Source organism: Sphingopyxis sp. (genome assembly GCF_041916015.1).
GTDB lineage: Bacteria > Pseudomonadota > Alphaproteobacteria > Sphingomonadales > Sphingomonadaceae > Sphingopyxis.
In genome coordinates this window covers 12,388-29,351 of sequence record NZ_JAYSAH010000029.1, presented here as the reverse complement: position 1 = coordinate 29,351, position 16,964 = coordinate 12,388, and the positions used below count along the sequence as shown (strand labels likewise).

18 protein-coding genes are annotated in these 16,964 nt (G+C 66.7%); 8 read left to right on the top strand and 10 right to left on the bottom strand.

Annotated features, from left to right (window positions below):
- Positions 1-4: 4 nt before the first annotated feature.
- The 3 genes from ACE3SL_RS04560 to ACE3SL_RS04550 are packed head-to-tail and all read right to left on the bottom strand — an operon-like array spanning position 5 to position 1,829.
- The gene (locus tag ACE3SL_RS04560) at positions 5-409 is read right to left on the bottom strand and encodes a ribose-phosphate pyrophosphokinase (RefSeq protein WP_374524577.1); all 405 of its coding nucleotides are present in this window, start codon (positions 407-409) and stop codon (positions 5-7) included.
- Entirely contained in the window at positions 385-1,203 is an 819-nt protein-coding gene (locus ACE3SL_RS04555) for a DUF1295 domain-containing protein (protein WP_374524576.1), read from the bottom strand. The genes ACE3SL_RS04560 and ACE3SL_RS04555 overlap by 25 nt, the downstream gene beginning before the upstream one ends.
- Positions 1,200-1,829, bottom strand: a complete 630-nt coding sequence (locus ACE3SL_RS04550) for a lysophospholipid acyltransferase family protein (protein WP_374524575.1) — start codon at positions 1,827-1,829, stop codon at positions 1,200-1,202. Before ACE3SL_RS04550 ends, ACE3SL_RS04555 begins: the two co-directional genes overlap by 4 nt.
- Before the next feature lie 111 nt (positions 1,830-1,940).
- Between ACE3SL_RS04550 and ACE3SL_RS04545 the strand changes: the two genes are divergently transcribed.
- Positions 1,941-3,350, top strand: coding sequence for a M20/M25/M40 family metallo-hydrolase (locus ACE3SL_RS04545; protein ID WP_374524574.1), 1,410 nt, complete (start codon positions 1,941-1,943; stop codon positions 3,348-3,350).
- Here the strand turns inward: ACE3SL_RS04545 and ACE3SL_RS04540 are convergent.
- Together ACE3SL_RS04540 and ACE3SL_RS04535 are read right to left on the bottom strand one after the other, a co-directional pair.
- Positions 3,347-4,165: a ferredoxin--NADP reductase gene (locus ACE3SL_RS04540; RefSeq protein WP_374524573.1), complete on the bottom strand. Its 819-nt coding sequence runs from the start codon at positions 4,163-4,165 to the stop codon at positions 3,347-3,349. The two genes, ACE3SL_RS04545 and ACE3SL_RS04540, sit on opposite strands and share 4 nt — an antisense overlap.
- On the bottom strand, positions 4,165-4,623 hold the full coding sequence (locus ACE3SL_RS04535; RefSeq protein WP_374524572.1) for a hypothetical protein: 459 nt from the start codon (positions 4,621-4,623) through the stop codon (positions 4,165-4,167). The genes ACE3SL_RS04540 and ACE3SL_RS04535 overlap by 1 nt, the downstream gene beginning before the upstream one ends.
- Before the next feature lie 93 nt (positions 4,624-4,716).
- Here ACE3SL_RS04535 and ACE3SL_RS04530 point away from each other — a divergent pair, with 93 nt between their 5' ends.
- The 4 genes from ACE3SL_RS04530 (at position 4,717) to ACE3SL_RS04515 (ending at position 10,591) form a co-directional block, all read left to right on the top strand.
- Positions 4,717-5,421, top strand: a complete 705-nt coding sequence (locus ACE3SL_RS04530; RefSeq protein ID WP_374524571.1) for a protein-S-isoprenylcysteine O-methyltransferase — start codon at positions 4,717-4,719, stop codon at positions 5,419-5,421.
- 13 nt (positions 5,422-5,434) lie between these two features.
- On the top strand, positions 5,435-6,436 hold the full coding sequence (locus tag ACE3SL_RS04525) for a pyridoxamine 5'-phosphate oxidase family protein (RefSeq protein ID WP_374524570.1): 1,002 nt from the start codon (positions 5,435-5,437) through the stop codon (positions 6,434-6,436).
- 73 nt (positions 6,437-6,509) lie between these two features.
- A complete protein-coding gene (parC, locus tag ACE3SL_RS04520) occupies positions 6,510-8,822 on the top strand; it encodes a DNA topoisomerase IV subunit A (RefSeq protein ID WP_374524569.1) in 2,313 nt (770 codons plus the stop codon).
- A gap of 89 nt (positions 8,823-8,911) precedes the next feature.
- On the top strand, positions 8,912-10,591 hold the full coding sequence (locus tag ACE3SL_RS04515; protein WP_374524568.1) for a putative bifunctional diguanylate cyclase/phosphodiesterase: 1,680 nt from the start codon (positions 8,912-8,914) through the stop codon (positions 10,589-10,591).
- Here ACE3SL_RS04515 and ACE3SL_RS04510 read toward each other — a convergent pair.
- The 3 genes from ACE3SL_RS04510 to ACE3SL_RS04500 are packed head-to-tail and all read right to left on the bottom strand — an operon-like array spanning position 10,564 to position 12,937.
- The gene (locus ACE3SL_RS04510; RefSeq protein ID WP_374524567.1) at positions 10,564-11,769 is read right to left on the bottom strand and encodes a CCA tRNA nucleotidyltransferase; all 1,206 of its coding nucleotides are present in this window, start codon (positions 11,767-11,769) and stop codon (positions 10,564-10,566) included. The two genes, ACE3SL_RS04515 and ACE3SL_RS04510, sit on opposite strands and share 28 nt — an antisense overlap.
- Positions 11,766-12,353 (bottom strand): CoA pyrophosphatase, encoded by a 588-nt coding sequence (locus tag ACE3SL_RS04505; protein ID WP_374524566.1) that lies wholly within the window; start codon positions 12,351-12,353, stop codon positions 11,766-11,768. Before ACE3SL_RS04505 ends, ACE3SL_RS04510 begins: the two co-directional genes overlap by 4 nt.
- Positions 12,353-12,937 (bottom strand): DUF1285 domain-containing protein, encoded by a 585-nt coding sequence (locus ACE3SL_RS04500; protein ID WP_374524565.1) that lies wholly within the window; start codon positions 12,935-12,937, stop codon positions 12,353-12,355. Before ACE3SL_RS04500 ends, ACE3SL_RS04505 begins: the two co-directional genes overlap by 1 nt.
- A 158-nt stretch (positions 12,938-13,095) precedes the next feature.
- On the opposite strand from ACE3SL_RS04500, the gene ACE3SL_RS04495 reads away from it, so the two are divergent.
- A complete protein-coding gene (locus ACE3SL_RS04495) occupies positions 13,096-13,275 on the top strand; it encodes a hypothetical protein (RefSeq protein WP_374524564.1) in 180 nt (59 codons plus the stop codon).
- A 333-nt stretch (positions 13,276-13,608) separates the two neighbouring features.
- Here the strand turns inward: ACE3SL_RS04495 and ACE3SL_RS04490 are convergent, their stop codons facing one another.
- The gene (locus ACE3SL_RS04490; protein ID WP_374524563.1) at positions 13,609-14,112 is read right to left on the bottom strand and encodes a GNAT family N-acetyltransferase; all 504 of its coding nucleotides are present in this window, start codon (positions 14,110-14,112) and stop codon (positions 13,609-13,611) included.
- Positions 14,113-14,202: 90 nt separating this feature from the next.
- On the opposite strand from ACE3SL_RS04490, the gene ACE3SL_RS04485 reads away from it, so the two are divergent.
- On the top strand, positions 14,203-14,586 hold the full coding sequence (locus tag ACE3SL_RS04485; protein WP_374524562.1) for a dihydroneopterin aldolase: 384 nt from the start codon (positions 14,203-14,205) through the stop codon (positions 14,584-14,586).
- On the top strand, positions 14,583-15,344 hold the full coding sequence (locus ACE3SL_RS04480; RefSeq protein WP_374524561.1) for an SDR family oxidoreductase: 762 nt from the start codon (positions 14,583-14,585) through the stop codon (positions 15,342-15,344). Before ACE3SL_RS04485 ends, ACE3SL_RS04480 begins: the two co-directional genes overlap by 4 nt.
- 157 nt (positions 15,345-15,501) lie before the next feature.
- On the opposite strand, the gene ACE3SL_RS04475 is transcribed toward ACE3SL_RS04480, so the two are convergent.
- Entirely contained in the window at positions 15,502-16,935 is a 1,434-nt protein-coding gene (locus ACE3SL_RS04475; RefSeq protein WP_374524560.1) for an NAD-dependent succinate-semialdehyde dehydrogenase, read from the bottom strand.
- Positions 16,936-16,964: the final 29 nt, after the last annotated feature.

Here is a 16,964-nt window from a genome sequence, read left to right as displayed (position 1 = left end):
GTTCCTACCGCTCCGCCCAGAAATCGAACACCGCCTGCTGCTGCTCGCGGATGAAACGCGCCGCCGCCGCGCCTTCCCACGGGCCGTCATAGCCGAGCAGCAGCGCCGTTCCGCCGACCCACCAGCCCTGTCCCGGCAAGCGGTCGCTCTCGCGCACGACGAGCACCGCGAGGTCGGGCTCGCCATCGAGCGCGGCAAGCCGGTCGACTTCCTCGAGCGTCCGGCACACGGCACGCATCTTGGGCCGCGTGAAGCGGAAGCCGAGATCGCCGAGCAATTCGGAATAGCTGACGCTGCGCCCTTCGCGCGCCGCCGCGGTCAGGATCGCGCGGATGCGCGGCGCATCGCCGAGCGCGCCGACGTCGGCCGCAATGGCCTCGTCGCCTAAGCCCTGGTCTTTGGCGGCCATGGTATGAAGCCCGACGTGCGCTGGACGTAATCGGCGTAGCCGGGTCGCGTCTTGTGAAGCCCCTTTTCGAGCAGCGCCTTGCCCGACCATCGCGTCAGCGTGAAGGTGAGGAAAACCGGCCCGATGGCGCTTGCCAACGCGACCCAGGGCGCGATGTCGGCGGCGACCAGCCAGATGCCCCACCAGCTCAGCGTGTCGCCGAAATAATTGGGGTGCCGCGTGTAACGCCAGAGGCCGGTGTCGAGGATCTTGCCCTTGTTCGCGGGGTTCGCGCGGAAGCGGACGAGCTGCGCGTCGCCGACACTCTCGAAGGCGATGCCGATCAGCGCCACCACAACCCCGGTCCAGCCGACGACGCCCAGCGCCGATGCCGGCTCCGCCGCGCTCGCCCAGATGCCGATCTGCGCGGGCAGGCAGGTGAGAAAGAGCAACGGCGCCTGCATCAGGAAAACCATCACCAGCGCCGACAGCCCCCAGCTCCAGCCGCGCTGCTTCATCACCCCGCCGAGAATCTTCTGATAACGCGGGTCTTCACCCTCGGCGCGCCAGCGCAGGAACAAATGGATTGCAAGCCGCAGGCCCCACAGCGCCGTGAGACCAAGCAGCCATCGGCCGTGCGGCGTTTCTGTCCCGGCCTGCCCTGCGCTCGCCCAGGCGAGCAGCACCATGCCGAAGGCCCAGAAAGCGTCGATGAACGACACGTCGCGGATGCGAACGGCGACAGCCCACAGGATCAGCACCGCCGCGATCAGCGCAGCAAAGTTCATCCCCAGCATCGCCGGCAAGCCGCTCATCGCTGTCCTTCCTGCTCCTCCGTCCCCAAAATATCGTCGATCGAGCGTACCGCGCGCTGGGGAAATTTCGGAATACAGCTTTTATAGACGTCGAACACCTTGATCATGTCGGCGCGGAAATCGCCCGTCGGCCAGATCAAGGGCCCGAGCCCGCCGGTCTTGGTGCCATAATCCATCAGCCCGACGACCATCGGCACCTTCGCGGCGAGCGCGATCTGGTAGAAGCCGGTGCGCCATTTCCTCGCCTTGCCGCGCGTCCCCTCGGGCGCGACGGTCAGCATGAATTCGGCGCGGCGCGCGAATTCATCCACCATCTGCTGCACCGCATTGCTGGCATTGCTGCGATCGACGGGGACGCCGCCCATCTGGCGCATGAAGCCGCCGAGCGGCCATTTGAACAGCGACAGCTTGCCCATGAAATGCGGGCGCACGCCGAGGTCGGCGGTGAGGCCGAGATAGTTGACGAAATCCCAGTTGCTCGTGTGCGGCGCCGCGATGATGATGAAGCGCCGGGGCTCGGGCACCTCGCCCACCGCTTTCCACCCGCGCAGCCGGTAGAGCAGCAGCAAGAGCCGGCGCACGGCGCGCGCCACCAGTCCCGGCGGGTCGTCTTCGATAACGGTCAAAATTCTCTCCCCGGCCCGCACTTGCGCGAAAGCGGACGGGGGCGCAAGCGGCTTGCAGCTGGCTGCGCTTTCTGCTCCTTGGCTTCCTCAGCATTCCGGGAGGGAGAGACGATGAGGACGATAACCGCGCTGCTGACGTCGGCCTTGCTGGTGGCGACGCCGGGCGTCGCGCAAGAGGCACCGCGCCCCGATCAACTCGCCTTCCGCGATCTTTACAAGGAACTCGTCGAAACCAACACGACGCTGTCGTCGGGCAGCTGCACATTGGCGGCCGAGCGCATGGCGACGCGGCTGAAGGCGGCGGGCTTCGCCGACGAGCAGCTCACGCTGTTCGCGGCGCCCGATCATCCGAAGGAAGGCGGCCTCGTCGCCGTCTATCCCGGCACGTCGAAGACCGCGAAACCGATCCTCCTCATCGCGCATATCGATGTCGTCGAGGCAAAGCGCGAGGATTGGGAGCGCGATCCGTTCGTCATGGTCGAGGAGAACGGCTATTTCTATGGCCGCGGCACCGCCGACGACAAGGCGCAGGCGGCGGTCTGGATCGACACGCTCATCCGCTTCAAGCAGCAGGGCTACAAGCCGAAACGCACGGTCAAGGTCGCGCTGACCTGCGGCGAGGAGAGCAACGGCGCGTTCAACGGCGCCGAATGGCTCGCCGCGAACAAGCGCGACCTGATCGACGCCGAATTCGCCCTCAACGAAGGCGGCGGCGGCGACAGCGACGGAAAGGGCAAGGTGCTCGGCCAGTCGGTGCAGGTCGGCGAAAAGACCTTCGCCAACTTCCGCCTCGAAACGCGCAATCCCGGCGGGCACAGCTCGGCGCCGGTCCCCGCGAACGCAATCTATCAGCTCGCAGCAGCGCTGGGGAAGATCGGCGCCCATGACTTCCCGGTCGAAATGACCGACACGACACGGCGCTTCTTCGCCGAAGCCGGCGCCGCCCGCGGCGACGAGACCGGCAAGGCGATGGTCGCGCTCGCGAAAGACCCCGCCGACAAGGCAGCCGAGGCGATCGTCAACAAGGACCCGTTCCTGCACAGCAATCTGCGCACGACCTGCGTCGCGACGATGCTCGATGGCGGGCATGCGCCGAACGCGTTGCCGCAGCGCGCGGGGGCGAACATCAACTGCCGCATCTTTCCGGGGCACAGCATCGAATCGATCCGCGACGAGCTTGCCAAGGTGATCGGCGACCCCGGCGTCACCGTCACCCAGCTACCGCCCAAGCGCCCCGCGCCGCCCGCGCCGCCGCTCGATCCGAAGGTGATCGGCCCGATGCAGAAGCTGGTCGACAAATATTGGCCCGGCCTGAAGGTCGTCCCCGCGATGGCGAACGGCTATACCGACGCGACCTTCCTCGGCGCGGTCGGCATTCCGACCTATGGCATACCCGGCATGTGGGGCGACCCCGACGGCAATGGCGCGCACGGCCTGAACGAACGTATGGAAGTACGTTCGGTCTATGTCGGACGCGATTATATGTTCGATCTGGTGAAGGCTTACGCGGGGAAGCCCTAACCGACGAACGCGCGCTCGATCACGAAATCGCCGGGCGCGGCGTTCGATCCTTCCTCGAAGCCCAGCGCCTCGAAGCGCGCCTGCAGATCGCGGATCATCGCCATGCTGCCGCACATCATGATGCGGTCGGTCGCGGGATCGAACTGATCGGCGCCGGTCAGCGGATGGCCGAACAGGCGGCCATTCTCGATCAGCGCGTCGATGCGGCCTTCGGTGCGGAAGGATTCGCGCGTGACCGTCGGCAGATAGTGGAACTGTAGCAGCGCCTGGTCCTGCACCAGCGGATCGCCGGCGAGCTGACTTTCCAGTTCTTCGCGGAACGCAAGGTCACTCACCTGACGCACACAATGGACGATCACGATCTGGTTGAAGCGATCGTAGATGTCGGGATCGCGTGCGAGGCTGAGGAACGGCGCAAGGCCGGTGCCGGTCGAGAGCATGAACAGCCGCTTGCCCGGCGTCAGCGCGTCGGCGACGAGCGTCCCGGTCGGTTTGCGGCCAAGATAGATCGGGTCGCCGGGCTTGATGAGCTGCAACCGCGAGGTCAGCGGCCCATCGGGCACCTTGATAGACAGAAACTCGAGCTCGTCCGAATAGGCCGGGCTCGCGATCGAATAGGCGCGCAGCAGCGGCCGCCCCTCGCCGCCCGGCAGGCCGATCATCACGAACTCGCCCGACCGGAAGCGAAAGCTCGGCGGGCGGGTGATCGAGAAGCTGAACAGATGCTCGTTCCAGTGACGCACCCGCAGCACCTCCTCGACGGTCAGCGAGGCGGACGGGGCGAGTTTGGCGGCTGCGGCAATACGGTCACTCATCACTTTGAACTTTCCTGATGCTTCATGGCGCCGGCCGCGAGGACCGACAGGTGGAATCCCGCGAAGGCCAGTCTTTCGATCGCTGCGCGCATCGCATGGGCGACCGGTCCGACGCTGGAATTGCCGACGAGCAGGGCAAGGGTGGCACGGGCGGCTCCCCCGTCTCCCAGCGAAAAATCGCGCCAGAGTCCAAGCAGAATTGCTTCATGCTCTGAAATCTGGACACAGGGCATCGGCGCCAGCTCGATCGGCGCGGCCGCGCCGGTGGCGATGAGCGCCATCGCGACATGGAAATCGGGAAGCGCCGCGAGCGCGCCCGTCTCGGCAAAGCCGCGGCGCAGCGCCTGCGGCGGACAGACGCCGCGCGTCGCGGCCTGCGTCCAGCCGCGCATCGCCCATAACAGGAAGCGTCCGCTGTTGGTCAGGCTTTCGACCGGCCGGTCGACAAGGGCGTACATGCGATTCTCCGTGCAGGGTGCCGCGCGCTTATATGTTATTGCGAGTCATTTGCAACTATGGCATGATGAAAATCTGCACGAAAGGATGGCCTTATGTCCGAAGCGAACCGGCGATCGATGATGACCAGCCTTCCCGCAGTAGCGACCGCGATCGCTGCGCTGGCCCTGTTGCTGCTGGCGCTGCTCCGATGGCAGGACAATGGCTGGGGCGCGCTCGTGTGGCTCGGCGCTTTCGTCGCGACGATTGCGATCCGCCTGCCTCACTCGCTGCGCAACCGCGCCAATGTCGTCGTCGATGCGCGCAAGGACGTGACCGAAAAGCTGCTGCTGACGGCGATGTTCCTCGCCATGATGCTGCTGCCGCTGCTCGACCTCGCCTCGCCGCTGTTCGCCTTTGCCGACTATCGCCTGCCCGGCTGGGCAACAGGGATCGGCGCCGCGTTGCAAATCCCCTTTCTATGGCTCTTCTGGCGCAGCCACGCCGACCTCGGCCGCAACTGGAGCCCGGGCCTCGAGGTGCGCGACGGCCATGCGCTGGTGACGAACGGCATTTATGGTCGTATCCGTCACCCCATGTATGCCGCGATCTGGATTTCGGCGCTGGCGCAGCCGCTGCTGATCCACAACTGGATCGCGGGCGCGCTCGTCGTCCCCGCCTTTGCCGCGATGTGGTTCCTGCGCGTTCCGCAGGAGGAGCGCCTGATGGCGAGCCGCTTCGGCGCCGAATGGGACGCCTATTGCGGCCGGACCGGCCGCCTCTGGCCCAGCAGCGGGCCGATAATCGGGCCGCAGCTTTGACGGAAGCAAGCGCATGAGCGTCATCGACAGCATCGCCGCGCTCGAAGCGGTGGTCGGCAAGCCGCCGCCCGCGATCAACCTGAAGGTGATCGATCATGTCGATGCGACCGCGCAGCGCTGGCTCGCAGCGTCGCCGCTGATGTTCGCGGGGATCGGTGACGGGGCGACGATCGCGATCACCATCGGCGGCGGCGAACCGGGCTTTGCGAGCACCGATGCCGCAACGCTGGCGGTGCCGCTCGACCTGATCGACGATCCCGCTCTGGTCCGGGCGGGCGCGGGGTTCAGTTCGCTGTTCCTGCTGCCCGGCATCGGCGAGACGCTGCGCATCAACGGCCGGGTCGCGGACGCCGAAGGGGGCATGGCGCGGATCGCGGTCGAGGAATGCTATGTCCATTGCGCCAAGGCGTTGATCCGTTCGGACTTCTGGTCGGCGCAGCCGCTGGACACCGCGCCGGACGCGGTGGACGCTTTCGTCGCCGCAAGCCGCTTCATGGCGCTGGCGACCGTCGACCCGCAGGGCCACGCCGACCTCAGCCCCAAGGGCGACCCGGCGGGATGCATGGCAAGGCTGGCGGACGGCGCGCTCTGGTTCCCCGACCGCCCCGGCAACCGCCGCACCGACAGTTTTCGCAACATCATCGCGCAGCCGCGCATCGCCGCAGCGCTACTGCTGCCGGGATCTTCCACCGTTGCGATAGTATCGGGCACGGCCTCGCCGATCAGCGACGAGGCGGCGCGCTTGCCCTTCGCGGTGCAGGGCAAGACACCGCTGCTCGTTACCGTGGTATGCGACCTCGATATCGCGCTGCAGCCCAGTGCCGCGCTGGCACGCGCGGGCCTCTGGCCGGCCGCCGCCGCGCCCGCCGATATCAAACCCGCCAAGATGTTCGCCGAGCATATGCGGCTCAACAAGGACAAGGGGCTCGGTGCCCGGATCGCGAGCGCGGCGGTGTCGATTCCCGGCCTGATGCAGAAGGCGCTCGACAAGGATTACAAGGACAATCTCTATTAGGACGCGCCAAGCGAACCCCCATCGGTGATCGCCCTTTGCCATGTGACGCCGCGCTTGCTATCGGCTCCCGGCAATGGCGAGTAACTCCGACGACCTTCCCCCTTCTGAGCCCCCAAAATCTCCGGGCGACGGCATCGACACTCCGTTCGACAGCGCGCTGTCCGAACGCTATCTCGTCTATGCGCTCTCGACGATCACCGCGCGGTCGCTGCCCGATCTGCGCGACGGGCTGAAACCCGTTCACCGCCGTCTACTCTGGGCGATGCGCGCGATGCGGCTCGACCCGAGCCAAGGCTACAAGAAGTCGGCGCGCGTCGTCGGCGACGTTATCGGCAAATTCCACCCGCACGGCGACACGGCGGTCTATGACGCGATGGTCCGCCTCGCGCAGGATTTCTCGCTCCGCTATCCGCTCGTCGACGGCCAGGGCAATTTCGGCAATATCGACGGCGATAATGCCGCGGCCTACCGCTACACCGAAGCGCGGCTGACGCGCGTCGCGATCGACCTGATGCACGGCCTCGACGAGGGCACGGTCGATTTCAAGCCGACCTACAACGGCGAGGACGAAGAGCCCGAGATCATGCCGGGCCTGTTCCCGAACCTGCTCGCCAATGGCGCGAGCGGGATCGCGGTCGGCATGGCGACGAACATTCCGCCGCACAATGCCGCCGAGGTAATCGACGCCGCGCTGCTGCTGATCGACAATCCGAAAGCCGAGCTCGCCGAGCTGCTCGAGCATGTCAAAGGCCCCGACTTTCCGACCGGCGGCATCATCGTCGACAGCCCCGAAACGATCGCGCATGCCTATGAGACCGGCCGCGGCGGCTTCCGCGTCCGCGCGCGCTTTTCGACCGGCAAGGCCGCCGATGGCGCCTGGGAAGACACCGGCATCGAAAAGCAGCCGGGTGGCACCTGGCAGCTTGTCGTCAGCGAAATCCCCTATGGCGTCGCCAAGGGCAAGCTGATCGAGCAGATCGCGCAGCTGATCGCCGACAAGAAATTGCCGATCCTAGAGGATGTCCGCGACGAAAGCGCCGAGGATCTTCGCATCGCGCTGGTGCCGAAGAGCCGCAACGTTGACCCCGACATCCTCAAGGAAAGCCTCTATCGGCTGACCGAACTCGAAAGCCGCTTCGCGCTCAACCTCAACGTCCTCGACGCAACGCGGACGCCGAAGGTGATGGGGCTGCACCAGCTTCTCACCGAATGGCTGCAACACCAGATCGTCGTGCTGGTCCGCCGCTCGAAGCATCGCATCGCCAAGATCGACGACCGGCTCGAACTCGTCGGCGGCTATCTGATCGCCTTCCTCAACCTCGACCGCATCATCGAGATCATCCGCACCGAGGACGAACCCAAGCCGGTGATGATGGCTGAGTTCCTGCTCACCGACCGCCAGGCCGAGGCGATCCTCAACATGCGCCTCAGGAGCCTGCGCAAGCTTGAGGAAATGGAGCTGAGGCGCGAGCAGGATGACCTCACCGCCGAGCGCGAGGAACTGGCCAAACTTGTCGAAAGCCCGGCGCGCCAGCGCACGCGGCTGAAGCGCGACCTCGGCGCGCTGCGCGCCGTCTACGGCCCCGACACCGCGCTCGGCGCGCGCCGCACGACGCTGGCCGAAGCGGCACCGGCGCGCGACATTCCGCTCGATGCGATGATCGAGAAGGAGCCGGTGACGGTGATCCTCTCAAAGCGCGGCTGGATTCGCGCCCAGCGCGGCCATGTCGCCGCCGATCAGTGGAGCGAGTTCAAGTTCAAGGAAGGCGACGACCTCGCCTTCGCCGCGCATGCGCAGACGACCGACAAGCTGCTGGTCGCGGCAAGCGACGGACGCTTCTATACCGTCGGCGCCGACAAGCTGCCCGGCGGGCGCGGCTTCGGCGAACCGCTGCGGCTGATGGTCGATATCGACCCCGACGCACGCATCGTCGCGATGGTTCCGGCGAGCGCCGAGGGCCGCCTGCTCCTCGCCTCGACGAGCGGCCACGGCTTCATCGCGCAGATGGCCGATGTCGTCGCCGAGACGCGCAAGGGCCGCAACGTCGTCAATCTGAAGCCCAAGGCGCAGCTCGCAGTCGTCCGGCCGATCGCGCCGAACGACGACAGCATCGCGGTCGTTGGCGAGAACCGCAAGCTCGTGGTCTTCCCGATCAGTGAAATGCCGGTGATGGCGCGCGGCCAGGGGGTAACGCTGCAGAAATATCGCGACGGCGGCCTGTCCGATGCGACGAGCTTCGTCTTTGCCGACGGGCTGAGCTGGCCGATGGGCGGCGATACCGGGCGGATGCGGACCGAGGCCGACCTCGGTCCCTGGCGCGTTGCGCGCAGCGCGTCGGGCCGGATGCCGCCGACGGGCTTCCCGCGAAGCAACCGCTTCAACTGATCGCATTTGGATGTTGCCGTAAATCCCTTCTTTACTTCCCGTCCCCTACGTCACCGCCAATGGGGAAAGGTCGCTTAAAACCCACTCTTATGCCTATCGATAGAACCGGCGAAGACCGGCCATCCTTGTTTGTCGGCTGGATCGACGCCCTTCCCGTGCCGGCGGCCCTGATCCGCCCGCTGCCGCGCGGCAATTTCAGCCTGCACGCAAGCAATGCGGCGTTCGATCGCCTCGATCTTTCACCCGCCGGCGTGAACGCTCCCATCGAACTGCGCCGCATGATCGAACGCGCCGCGCAGGGTGTGGACGAACCGCTGGAATTCTCCTGCCGTCTCGGCAAGGGGCCCGCGGCCCGCGACCTGCGCGGTTCGATCGGTCCGCTCGCCGACGAAAGCGGTGGCAGCTCGCTGTTCCTGCTGACGCTGATCGACCGCACGCAGGAGATGATGACCGAGCGGAACCTCCGTCGCGAACTCGTTTCGGACAGCCTCACCGGCCTGCCCAACCGCGCGGGTTTCGAGGAGCTGGTCGAACAGCGCGGCGATGGCGAAGGCAGCGGCGATCATGCGATCCTCCTGCTCGATCTCGCGCGCTTCAGCCGCATCAACGAACATATCGGCCCGATGGCCGGCGACGAGCTGATCATCACCGTCGCCCGCCGCCTGAAATCGAGCCTGCGGAGCGGCGACATATTGGCGCGCACCGGCGGCGACGAATTCGCGATCTCCTCGCGCGTTCCGGGCGGCAAGGCCGATGTGCGCGAAATGGCGCGGCGCATCCGCGGCTGCTTCGATCACCCCTTCCGCATCGGCGAATTGAAGGTCAGCGTCGATTGCGCGATCGGCTGCGCAATCCAGCCGGTGATCGACACCGATATCGCCGACCAGATCCGCCATGCGCAGATCGCCCTCAAGCGCGCCAAGCGAACCGACCGCATCGAAATCTACGAACCCGAAGCGGCGGGCCTCGCCGACAATCGCTTCGGGCTTGAGACCGAACTCCGGAGCGCGATCGAAGAGGACCGGCTCCACCTCGACTTTCAGCCTTTGATCGAATTTTCGACCGGAACGGTCGCCGGCTTCGAGGCGCTCGCGCGCTGGAACACCGGCGACGGCCAGTCGGTCCCGCCGACCGAATTCATCCCGATTGCCGAGGATTCGGGGCTGATCGTCCCGCTCGGCCAATGGGCGATCGGCAAGGCCGCGGCGACGCTCGCCGACTGGGACAGGCAGAATGACGGCAAGGCGGTCGATTGCTATATTTCGGTCAATGTCTCGGCGATCCAGCTCGTTCGCGACGACATTGCCGCGGTGGTGCGCGACGCGCTCGCCGCGAACGCGGTCGGCGGCGAGCGGCTGATGATCGAGCTCACCGAAAGCGCGATCATCGGCGACCCCGACCTCGCGCTGTCGGTTCTCCGCGAGCTGAAGGCGCTCGATGCGCGCGTTGCGATGGACGATTTCGGCACCGGCTATTCGAATCTCGCCTACCTCCAGCGCCTGCCGCTCGACGTGCTCAAGATCGACCGCAGCTTCGTCGACCATATGGTCGAGGACCGCGACAAGGCCGCGATCGTGCGCACCATCCAGAGCCTCGCCGAAGTTCTGGGAATGCGGACGACCGCCGAGGGGGTCGAGACCGTCGATCAGGCGCGGCTGCTGTCGGCACTCGGCTGCGATTTCGGACAGGGTTTCCTGTTCGCGCGGCCGATGGAAGCGAGCGCCGCGCTCTCCTACTGGCGTCAATCGCGGACGCGGCCGGTCATCTGATCGGCGAGCGCCGCGACGCGCGCGGCATCGGGATAATCCTCAGCTACCCAGGCCGCCTCGACTGCGCGGAGAATGCGCGCCACCTCGGGTCCCGCAGTCACGCCGCGCGCGATGATGTCGCCGCCCTTGATCGGAAGCATCGGGACGGTCCAGTTTCGCAAGTCGGTGACCGCCGCCTTTGCAGCACCCCTATCTCCTGCAAGCAGATACACATCGCGCGCCGCATCGATACCGATGCCATGCGCAAGCTGGCGCGCCGGCGGCAATATCCCGCGATGCCCGGCGAGCGCCGCCAGATGCTTGCGCTGGCGCGTCGATAGCCGCAGCCGGCTCGCGACCTGTTCGGCGACCGCAGGATCGGCGGGAAGCAGCGCAGCCAAACGGCGAAGCGGCGCGGGATCGACGCCCGCCGCCGCCTCGTTGGCGAGCAATCGGTCGAGCGCCTCGGCGAAGTCGGCCGCCAGCTCGGGCAGGATCACCTCGAACATCCCGTCGGCCGCCATGCGGTCAAGGATCGCGCGCGGATCGGGAAGCGAGAGGATCTTGAGCAGTTCGTCCGCCACCCGTTCACGCGACAGGCTCTTCAGCGACTGGCGCGCCGCGACCACCGCGGCGTGGCTGGCGGGTTCGAGTTCGCCGCGTCCGAAGCGCGCCGCGAAGCGATAGAAGCGGAGGATACGCAGATGATCCTCGGCAATCCGGGTCGCCGCGTCGCCGATGAAGCGGACGCATCCCGCCTCCAGATCGGCAAGACCGCCGAAATAATCGTCGATCTCGCCCGTGCTGGGATCGGCATAGAGCGCGTTGATCGTGAAGTCGCGCCGCGCCGCATCCTCGCGCCAGTCGTCGGCGAAGGCGACGGTCGCGCGGCGGCCGTCGGTTTCGACGTCGCGGCGCAGCGTGGTGACCTCGTGCCGCTCGCCGCTCGCAATCGCGGTTACCGTGCCATGCGCGATGCCGGTCGGGACGACCTTGATGTCGCTCGCCTCGAGGCACCGCATCACCTCGTCGGGGAGCAGCGGGGTTGCAAGGTCGATGTCGGCCACCGCGAGGCCGAGCAGCGTGTCGCGCACCGCGCCGCCGACGATCTTCACCGCGCCGCCACCGGCCGAGAGCGCGGCGACGATCCTGCGCAGGCCCGGCGCGCGCAGCCAGTCATTGGCCGGCAGCTTCCTCATCGATGCCAGCCCGCCGGCAGCCGCCGCGCGAGGTTGATGATGATGTCCGCCGTCACGCCCCAGATTCGCCGTCCCTGCCAGTCCATGTCGTAATAATGGCGGTCCTGCCCCTGCCAGTTCGCATGGTGCAACGTGTAATTTTGGGGGTCGAACAGGATGTCGAGCGGCACCTCGAACCAGTCCTCGACCTCGTCGGGATTCGGGTCGAGCGGCAGGTCGGGGGGGATCACGCCGAGCACCGGGGTGATGTGATAGCCGCTGCCCGAGCGATAGGCGTCGGTTGTTCCCGCGATCATCACGTCGCGGCGGTGCAGCCCGATCTCCTCCTCGGCCTCGCGGAGCGCCGCATCGACGACATCGCGGTCGCCGGGATCGACCTTGCCGCCTGGAAAGGCGACCTGCCCCGCGTGGCTGCGCAGCCATTGCGGCCGCTGGGTCAGGATCACGCCGGGATCGGGGCGGTCGGTGAAGGCGATCAGCACCGCGGCGTCGCGCAGCGTCTGGCCGTGGAGCAGATAGCCCTCGTCCTCGCCGGGTTCGGGAAGCAGATTGTCCAGCGCGCCGCGCAGCTTTGCCGAGAGCATCAGGCGTCCACCAGCGGAAAGCGCGCGCCGTCCGACCAGATCGCCGGTGGCTCCGTCCCGTCCGCCAGCGCCATCTCGACGATTTCGTAATAAAGCGCACGGTCGATGCGGGCTTCGAGGCCATTGCCAATCGCGCCGCGGACGTGGAGGCGCGGATCGGGATCGTCGGCGTTCTTTCCGAAGCGTAGCGGATGCTCCGGTCCCGCCATCACCAGATCGTCGGTGTCGAGACGGAAGACGAGCCTCCGCGCTTCGCCCTCGCCTTCGCTCTTCATCTCGACCGCGCGGAAGGGCGTATCCTCGACGGCGATGTCCAGTTTCTCGGCGGGGGTGACGAGGACATGACGACCATCGGCCTCGCGCCGCAGGATGGTCGAGAAGAGCTTCACCATCGCGGGCCGGTTGATGCGTCCGCCCTCATGATACCAGCTGCCGCCGGCGCGAATCTCCATCGCGCTGTCGCCGCTGCGTTCGGGGTGCCATTGCTCGACCGGCGGCAGCTTGCGCGCCGCGAGCAGTTCGGCGGCTTCGGCGAGCGAGAGCTGCGAGAAATCCTTGGGAAGCGAAGGCGCGGGGCTGACCATATCTCCGACATAGGGGGATGGACGGTCGGTGCAAGTCCGGCCGTATGCAGGATTCGCGCCGAGACCGCACAGATTGGGTTCGCGCGGAGACGCGGAGGCGCGGAGAGAAAGCCTGCGCCGATAGGTCCCTTGATTTCTCAACGACGCATTTGTCCGCAATGGGAAAGATCGAAAGCCGCTCCGCGGCAGAAGCGACCTCTCCGCGTCTCCGCGCGAACAATTTCCGACGCAGCTCGATCATCCTGGCGATCCTTGGAAAACTGCGCAACTTCACACGGGATTTGCACTACCCGCAGATTATCGTCACCCCGGACTTGATCGTGGGTCCCGCTTGGTAACGGTGGAAAGCTGGACCCCGGACGTGATCGGTGATTATCCCTTGTGCATCCGTGAATGGTCTTTCTTTCGTCATTGCGAGCGAAGCGAAGCAATCCAGAGTGCGCGTAAACCACTCTGGATTGCTTCGCTTCGCTCGCAATGACGAGCATGGATGCAAAAGGGATAATCACCGATCAAGTCCGGGGTGACGACGAAAGACGTCGGGTCCGAACCGGGAAACGGCCGAAAACTGCGTAACTTTACTCGCAAAACAGGGTTCGGCGGCATGAAAGGACAGCATTCCGCAACGCTATGCGCCCGGAGGAATGTAGGACAGCGTTTTTCCGGTGCGCCTAGCGCGGTCCGATCATCCCGGCATGGGTCGGCAGGCTGTGGCCGTTGACCGCCCGCGCGAGCAGGCGGCGCTTCTCATATGGCCCCGGCACATCCCATGCGCCGGTCGCGTCGGCAGTGAAATCGAAGAAGCGGCCATAATATTCGGGATCGCCGATCATCATCAGCGCGCTGTCGGCCTGAGTCTCCGCCGCCGCCAGCATCTGCGCCATCAGCGCGCGGCCGTGACCTCCGCGCTGGATGTCGGGACGCACCGCGACGGGGCCGACCATGACGAGCGGCGTTGCAGTGCCATCGGCGGCGCGATGCGCGACCGGCCAGCACTGGATCGTGCCGATCAAGGCACCGTCCTCGACCGCAGCGAAGCTCAGCGCCGGCACCGCATCCACGCCCTCGCGGATGCGATAGGCGGTTCGTCCAAAGCGATCCGGTCCGAAAGCGGCGTCGAGGAGCGTCTCGACCGCCTGCGGCTCGATATCGGACAATGGAAGTAACTCGACCAACGCGCACCCTTTCGCTAATGCGGCGGCGCTTTAGGGTCGCGGACCGGCAATGGAAAGCCGAATGTCGCGCTCGCTCGACAGGAATTTCTTGTGACCGATACATTGTGGCTCGAGGTGGACGGGCTGACCGTCGACGTGCTGACCGGCATCTATTCCGAGGAGACGCACCTGCCGCAGCCGCTGCGCATATCGGTGCGCGCGAAGCTGACGATGGCCGATCATTATGATCCGACGACGCCGCTCAGCCGCTCGAAGAACTACATGCACCTCAAATTCGCGGCGACCGAGGGCATCCCCAAGGATGTCCATTTCGTGCTGATCGAAAGCGTCGCCGACCATATCATCGACACCTTGTTCCTGCAGGACGACAAGGTCGAGGAGGTCGAGGTCAAGATCGTCAAGCTCGCGATCGCCGAGGAGGGCGAAGAGATCGGCATCACGATGCGCCGAAGTCGTTTGGGCGCGCGCAAATGACGCAGAAGCTGGCGCTGGTCACGGGCGGGCTCCACCGCGTCGGCGCCGCGATTTCGGCGCGGCTGGCGCGCGAGGGCTATGCGCTGGCGATCCACAAAAGGACCGATGCCGAGGCCGATCCGGTTCTCGCCGAGGCGCTCGCCGAGACCGGCGCGGTCAACCATCGCTTCGCCGCCGATCTCGCCGACCCGGCCGCAGTCGATGCGCTGATCCCGAGGATAATCGAGACCTTCGGCCGCGCGCCCGACCTGCTGGTCAACAATGCCGCGCTGTTCGCCGAGGGCGAGTGGGCCGATCTGTCGGCCGCCGCGCTCGCCGAGATGATGCAGGTGAATTTGTCTGCGCCGGTGATGCTCGCCAAGGCGCTCGTCGCCGCGAGCGAAGGCGCGCGCCCGGCGATCGTCAATATCGTCGACCAGCGTGTCGTCCATCCGGTGCCCGACCAGATCGCCTACAGCCTGTCGAAATCGGCGCTGTGGCAGGCGACGCAGACGCTGGCGATTGCGTTCGGCGGCCGCGCGCGGGTCAATGCCGTCGCGCCGGGACTGACGATGGCGACCGGGGATTATACCGGCGCGCAGGTCGAACGGCTGGCCAAGCTCATGCCGCTGGGCGCGCTGCCGACGCCGGGGCAGATTGCCGACGCGGTCGTCTATCTGGCGCGCGCCGAGGCGGTGACGGGGCAGACGGTCTTCGTCGATGGCGGCGCGCATCTGGCGCCAATGGCGCGCGATTTCGTGGCGCTGGAGCGGGACTGAGCGCCGTCGGGAGAGAATGACGGGAAGCGACCGATTGTTGACATCCCGCATCTCCTGCCCTCGTCACTCCCGCTTTCGCGGGAATGACGAAAATTGGGAAAGGGCCGCTCCCTGACCCGAAACCGACGCCCAACCCCGGGCTCGCCGGGCGCGGTACTTAATAAATATGCACCGCCTTGGTCACGAGATACCCGTCGAGCCCCTCGGGCCCGCTTTCGCTGCCGAAGCCCGATTCCTTGATCCCGCCGAACGGCATGTCGTTCGCCGAGATGACGAAGCTGTTGATCCCGACCATGCCGCTTTCGATACCGTCAGCGATGCGGTTGATACGGCGGCCGTTTTCGGTGAAGGCAAAGGCCGCGAGACCATAGGGCAGCCGGTTCGCCTGTTCGAGCGCTTCCTCCTCGGTGCCGAAGGGGCGGATCAGCGCCATCGGGCCGAAGGGTTCATTGTTCATCGCATCGGCGTCGAGGGGCACATCGGCGAGCGCGGTCGGCTGGAAGAAATAGCCCTCGCCCGTCGCCTCGCCGCCCGCGATCACGCGCGCGCCCTTCGCGGTCGCGTCGGCGATCATTGCCTGCAATGCGGGCGCGCGGCGGGCGTTGGCGAGCGGGCCCATCTGCGTATCGGCGTCGAGCCCGCTGCCGATTTTCACCTTCTTCGTGCGCGCGGCGAAGCCCGCGACGAAGGCGTCATAGATGCCCTGCTGCACATAGAAGCGCGTCGGCGAGACGCAGACCTGTCCCGCGTTGCGGAACTTCTGCATCACGACGCGGTCGAGCGTCGCCTCGAGGTCGCAATCGTCGAAGATCAGCACCGGGGCGTGGCCGCCGAGTTCCATCGTGATCCGCTGCACGCGGTCGGCGGCGAGCTTCATCAGATGCTTGCCGACCGCGGTCGAGCCGGTGAAGCTGACCTTGCGGATCACCTCGCTGCCGAGCAGGTGGCGGCTGATCATGTCGGGATTGCCATAGACGAGCTGCACGACATCGCCGGGGACGCCCGCGTCGGCGAGGCAGCGCATGATCGCGCTAGTGCAGCCCGGCGTCTCCTCGGGCGCCTTGGCGATCACGACGCAGCCCGCGGCGAGCGCGGGAGCGATCTTCTTGACCATCAGGTTGACCGGGAAGTTCCACGGGCTGAATGCCGCGACGGGGCCGACCGGCTGGCGCAGCACCATCGCGCGCTGGCCCGCGGGACGCGGCGCGACGCGGCCGGTGATGCGCTTGCCTTCTTCGGCGAAATATTCGAGCAGCGACGACGCCGAGAGCACCTCGCCGCGCGCCTCGGCGATCGGCTTGCCCTGTTCGAGGGTCAGCAGGGTCGCGATATGGTCGACGCGCTCGCGGATCAGCCCCGCGGCCTTGCGCATCAGCGCGGCGCGCTCGTCGGGGGTCTTCGCGCGCCACACCGGCCAGCCGCGCGCGGCAGCGGCAAGTGCCTCGTCGAGGTCGGCGGCGGTCGCGACGGGCAGCTCGGCGATCGTGCCGGCGGTGGCGGGGTTGTAGACCGGCCGCGCCTCGCGCCCCTCGCCGCTCCGCCAGGCACCGTCGATGAAGAGCTGGAGGTCGGCGTCGTAGGTCGCGGTCATGGCAGGGCTTTCATTCCAAGGCTTCGTCA

Excerpts from the sequence above, each read along its gene's own strand:
- ACE3SL_RS04515 (WP_374524568.1), top strand. The coding sequence starts at position 8,912 with ATGCCTATCGATAGAACCGGCGAAGACCGGCCATCCTTGTTTGTCGGC.
- ACE3SL_RS04510 (WP_374524567.1), bottom strand. The coding sequence starts at position 11,769 with ATGAGGAAGCTGCCGGCCAATGACTGGCTGCGCGCGCCGGGCCTGCGC.
- ACE3SL_RS04500 (WP_374524565.1), bottom strand. The coding sequence starts at position 12,937 with ATGGTCAGCCCCGCGCCTTCGCTTCCCAAGGATTTCTCGCAGCTCTCG.
- ACE3SL_RS04475 (WP_374524560.1), bottom strand. The coding sequence starts at position 16,935 with ATGACCGCGACCTACGACGCCGACCTCCAGCTCTTCATCGACGGTGCC.
- ACE3SL_RS04480 (WP_374524561.1), top strand. The coding sequence starts at position 14,583 with ATGACGCAGAAGCTGGCGCTGGTCACGGGCGGGCTCCACCGCGTCGGC.
- parC (WP_374524569.1), top strand. The coding sequence starts at position 6,510 with ATGGCGAGTAACTCCGACGACCTTCCCCCTTCTGAGCCCCCAAAATCT.
- ACE3SL_RS04525 (WP_374524570.1), top strand. The coding sequence starts at position 5,435 with ATGAGCGTCATCGACAGCATCGCCGCGCTCGAAGCGGTGGTCGGCAAG.
- ACE3SL_RS04560 (WP_374524577.1), bottom strand. The coding sequence starts at position 409 with ATGGCCGCCAAAGACCAGGGCTTAGGCGACGAGGCCATTGCGGCCGAC.
- ACE3SL_RS04530 (WP_374524571.1), top strand. The coding sequence starts at position 4,717 with ATGTCCGAAGCGAACCGGCGATCGATGATGACCAGCCTTCCCGCAGTA.
- ACE3SL_RS04535 (WP_374524572.1), bottom strand. The coding sequence starts at position 4,623 with ATGTACGCCCTTGTCGACCGGCCGGTCGAAAGCCTGACCAACAGCGGA.
- ACE3SL_RS04540 (WP_374524573.1), bottom strand. The coding sequence starts at position 4,165 with ATGAGTGACCGTATTGCCGCAGCCGCCAAACTCGCCCCGTCCGCCTCG.
- ACE3SL_RS04505 (WP_374524566.1), bottom strand. The coding sequence starts at position 12,353 with ATGCTCTCGGCAAAGCTGCGCGGCGCGCTGGACAATCTGCTTCCCGAA.
- ACE3SL_RS04545 (WP_374524574.1), top strand. The coding sequence starts at position 1,941 with ATGAGGACGATAACCGCGCTGCTGACGTCGGCCTTGCTGGTGGCGACG.
- ACE3SL_RS04555 (WP_374524576.1), bottom strand. The coding sequence starts at position 1,203 with ATGAGCGGCTTGCCGGCGATGCTGGGGATGAACTTTGCTGCGCTGATC.
- ACE3SL_RS04495 (WP_374524564.1), top strand. The coding sequence starts at position 13,096 with ATGGGAAAGATCGAAAGCCGCTCCGCGGCAGAAGCGACCTCTCCGCGT.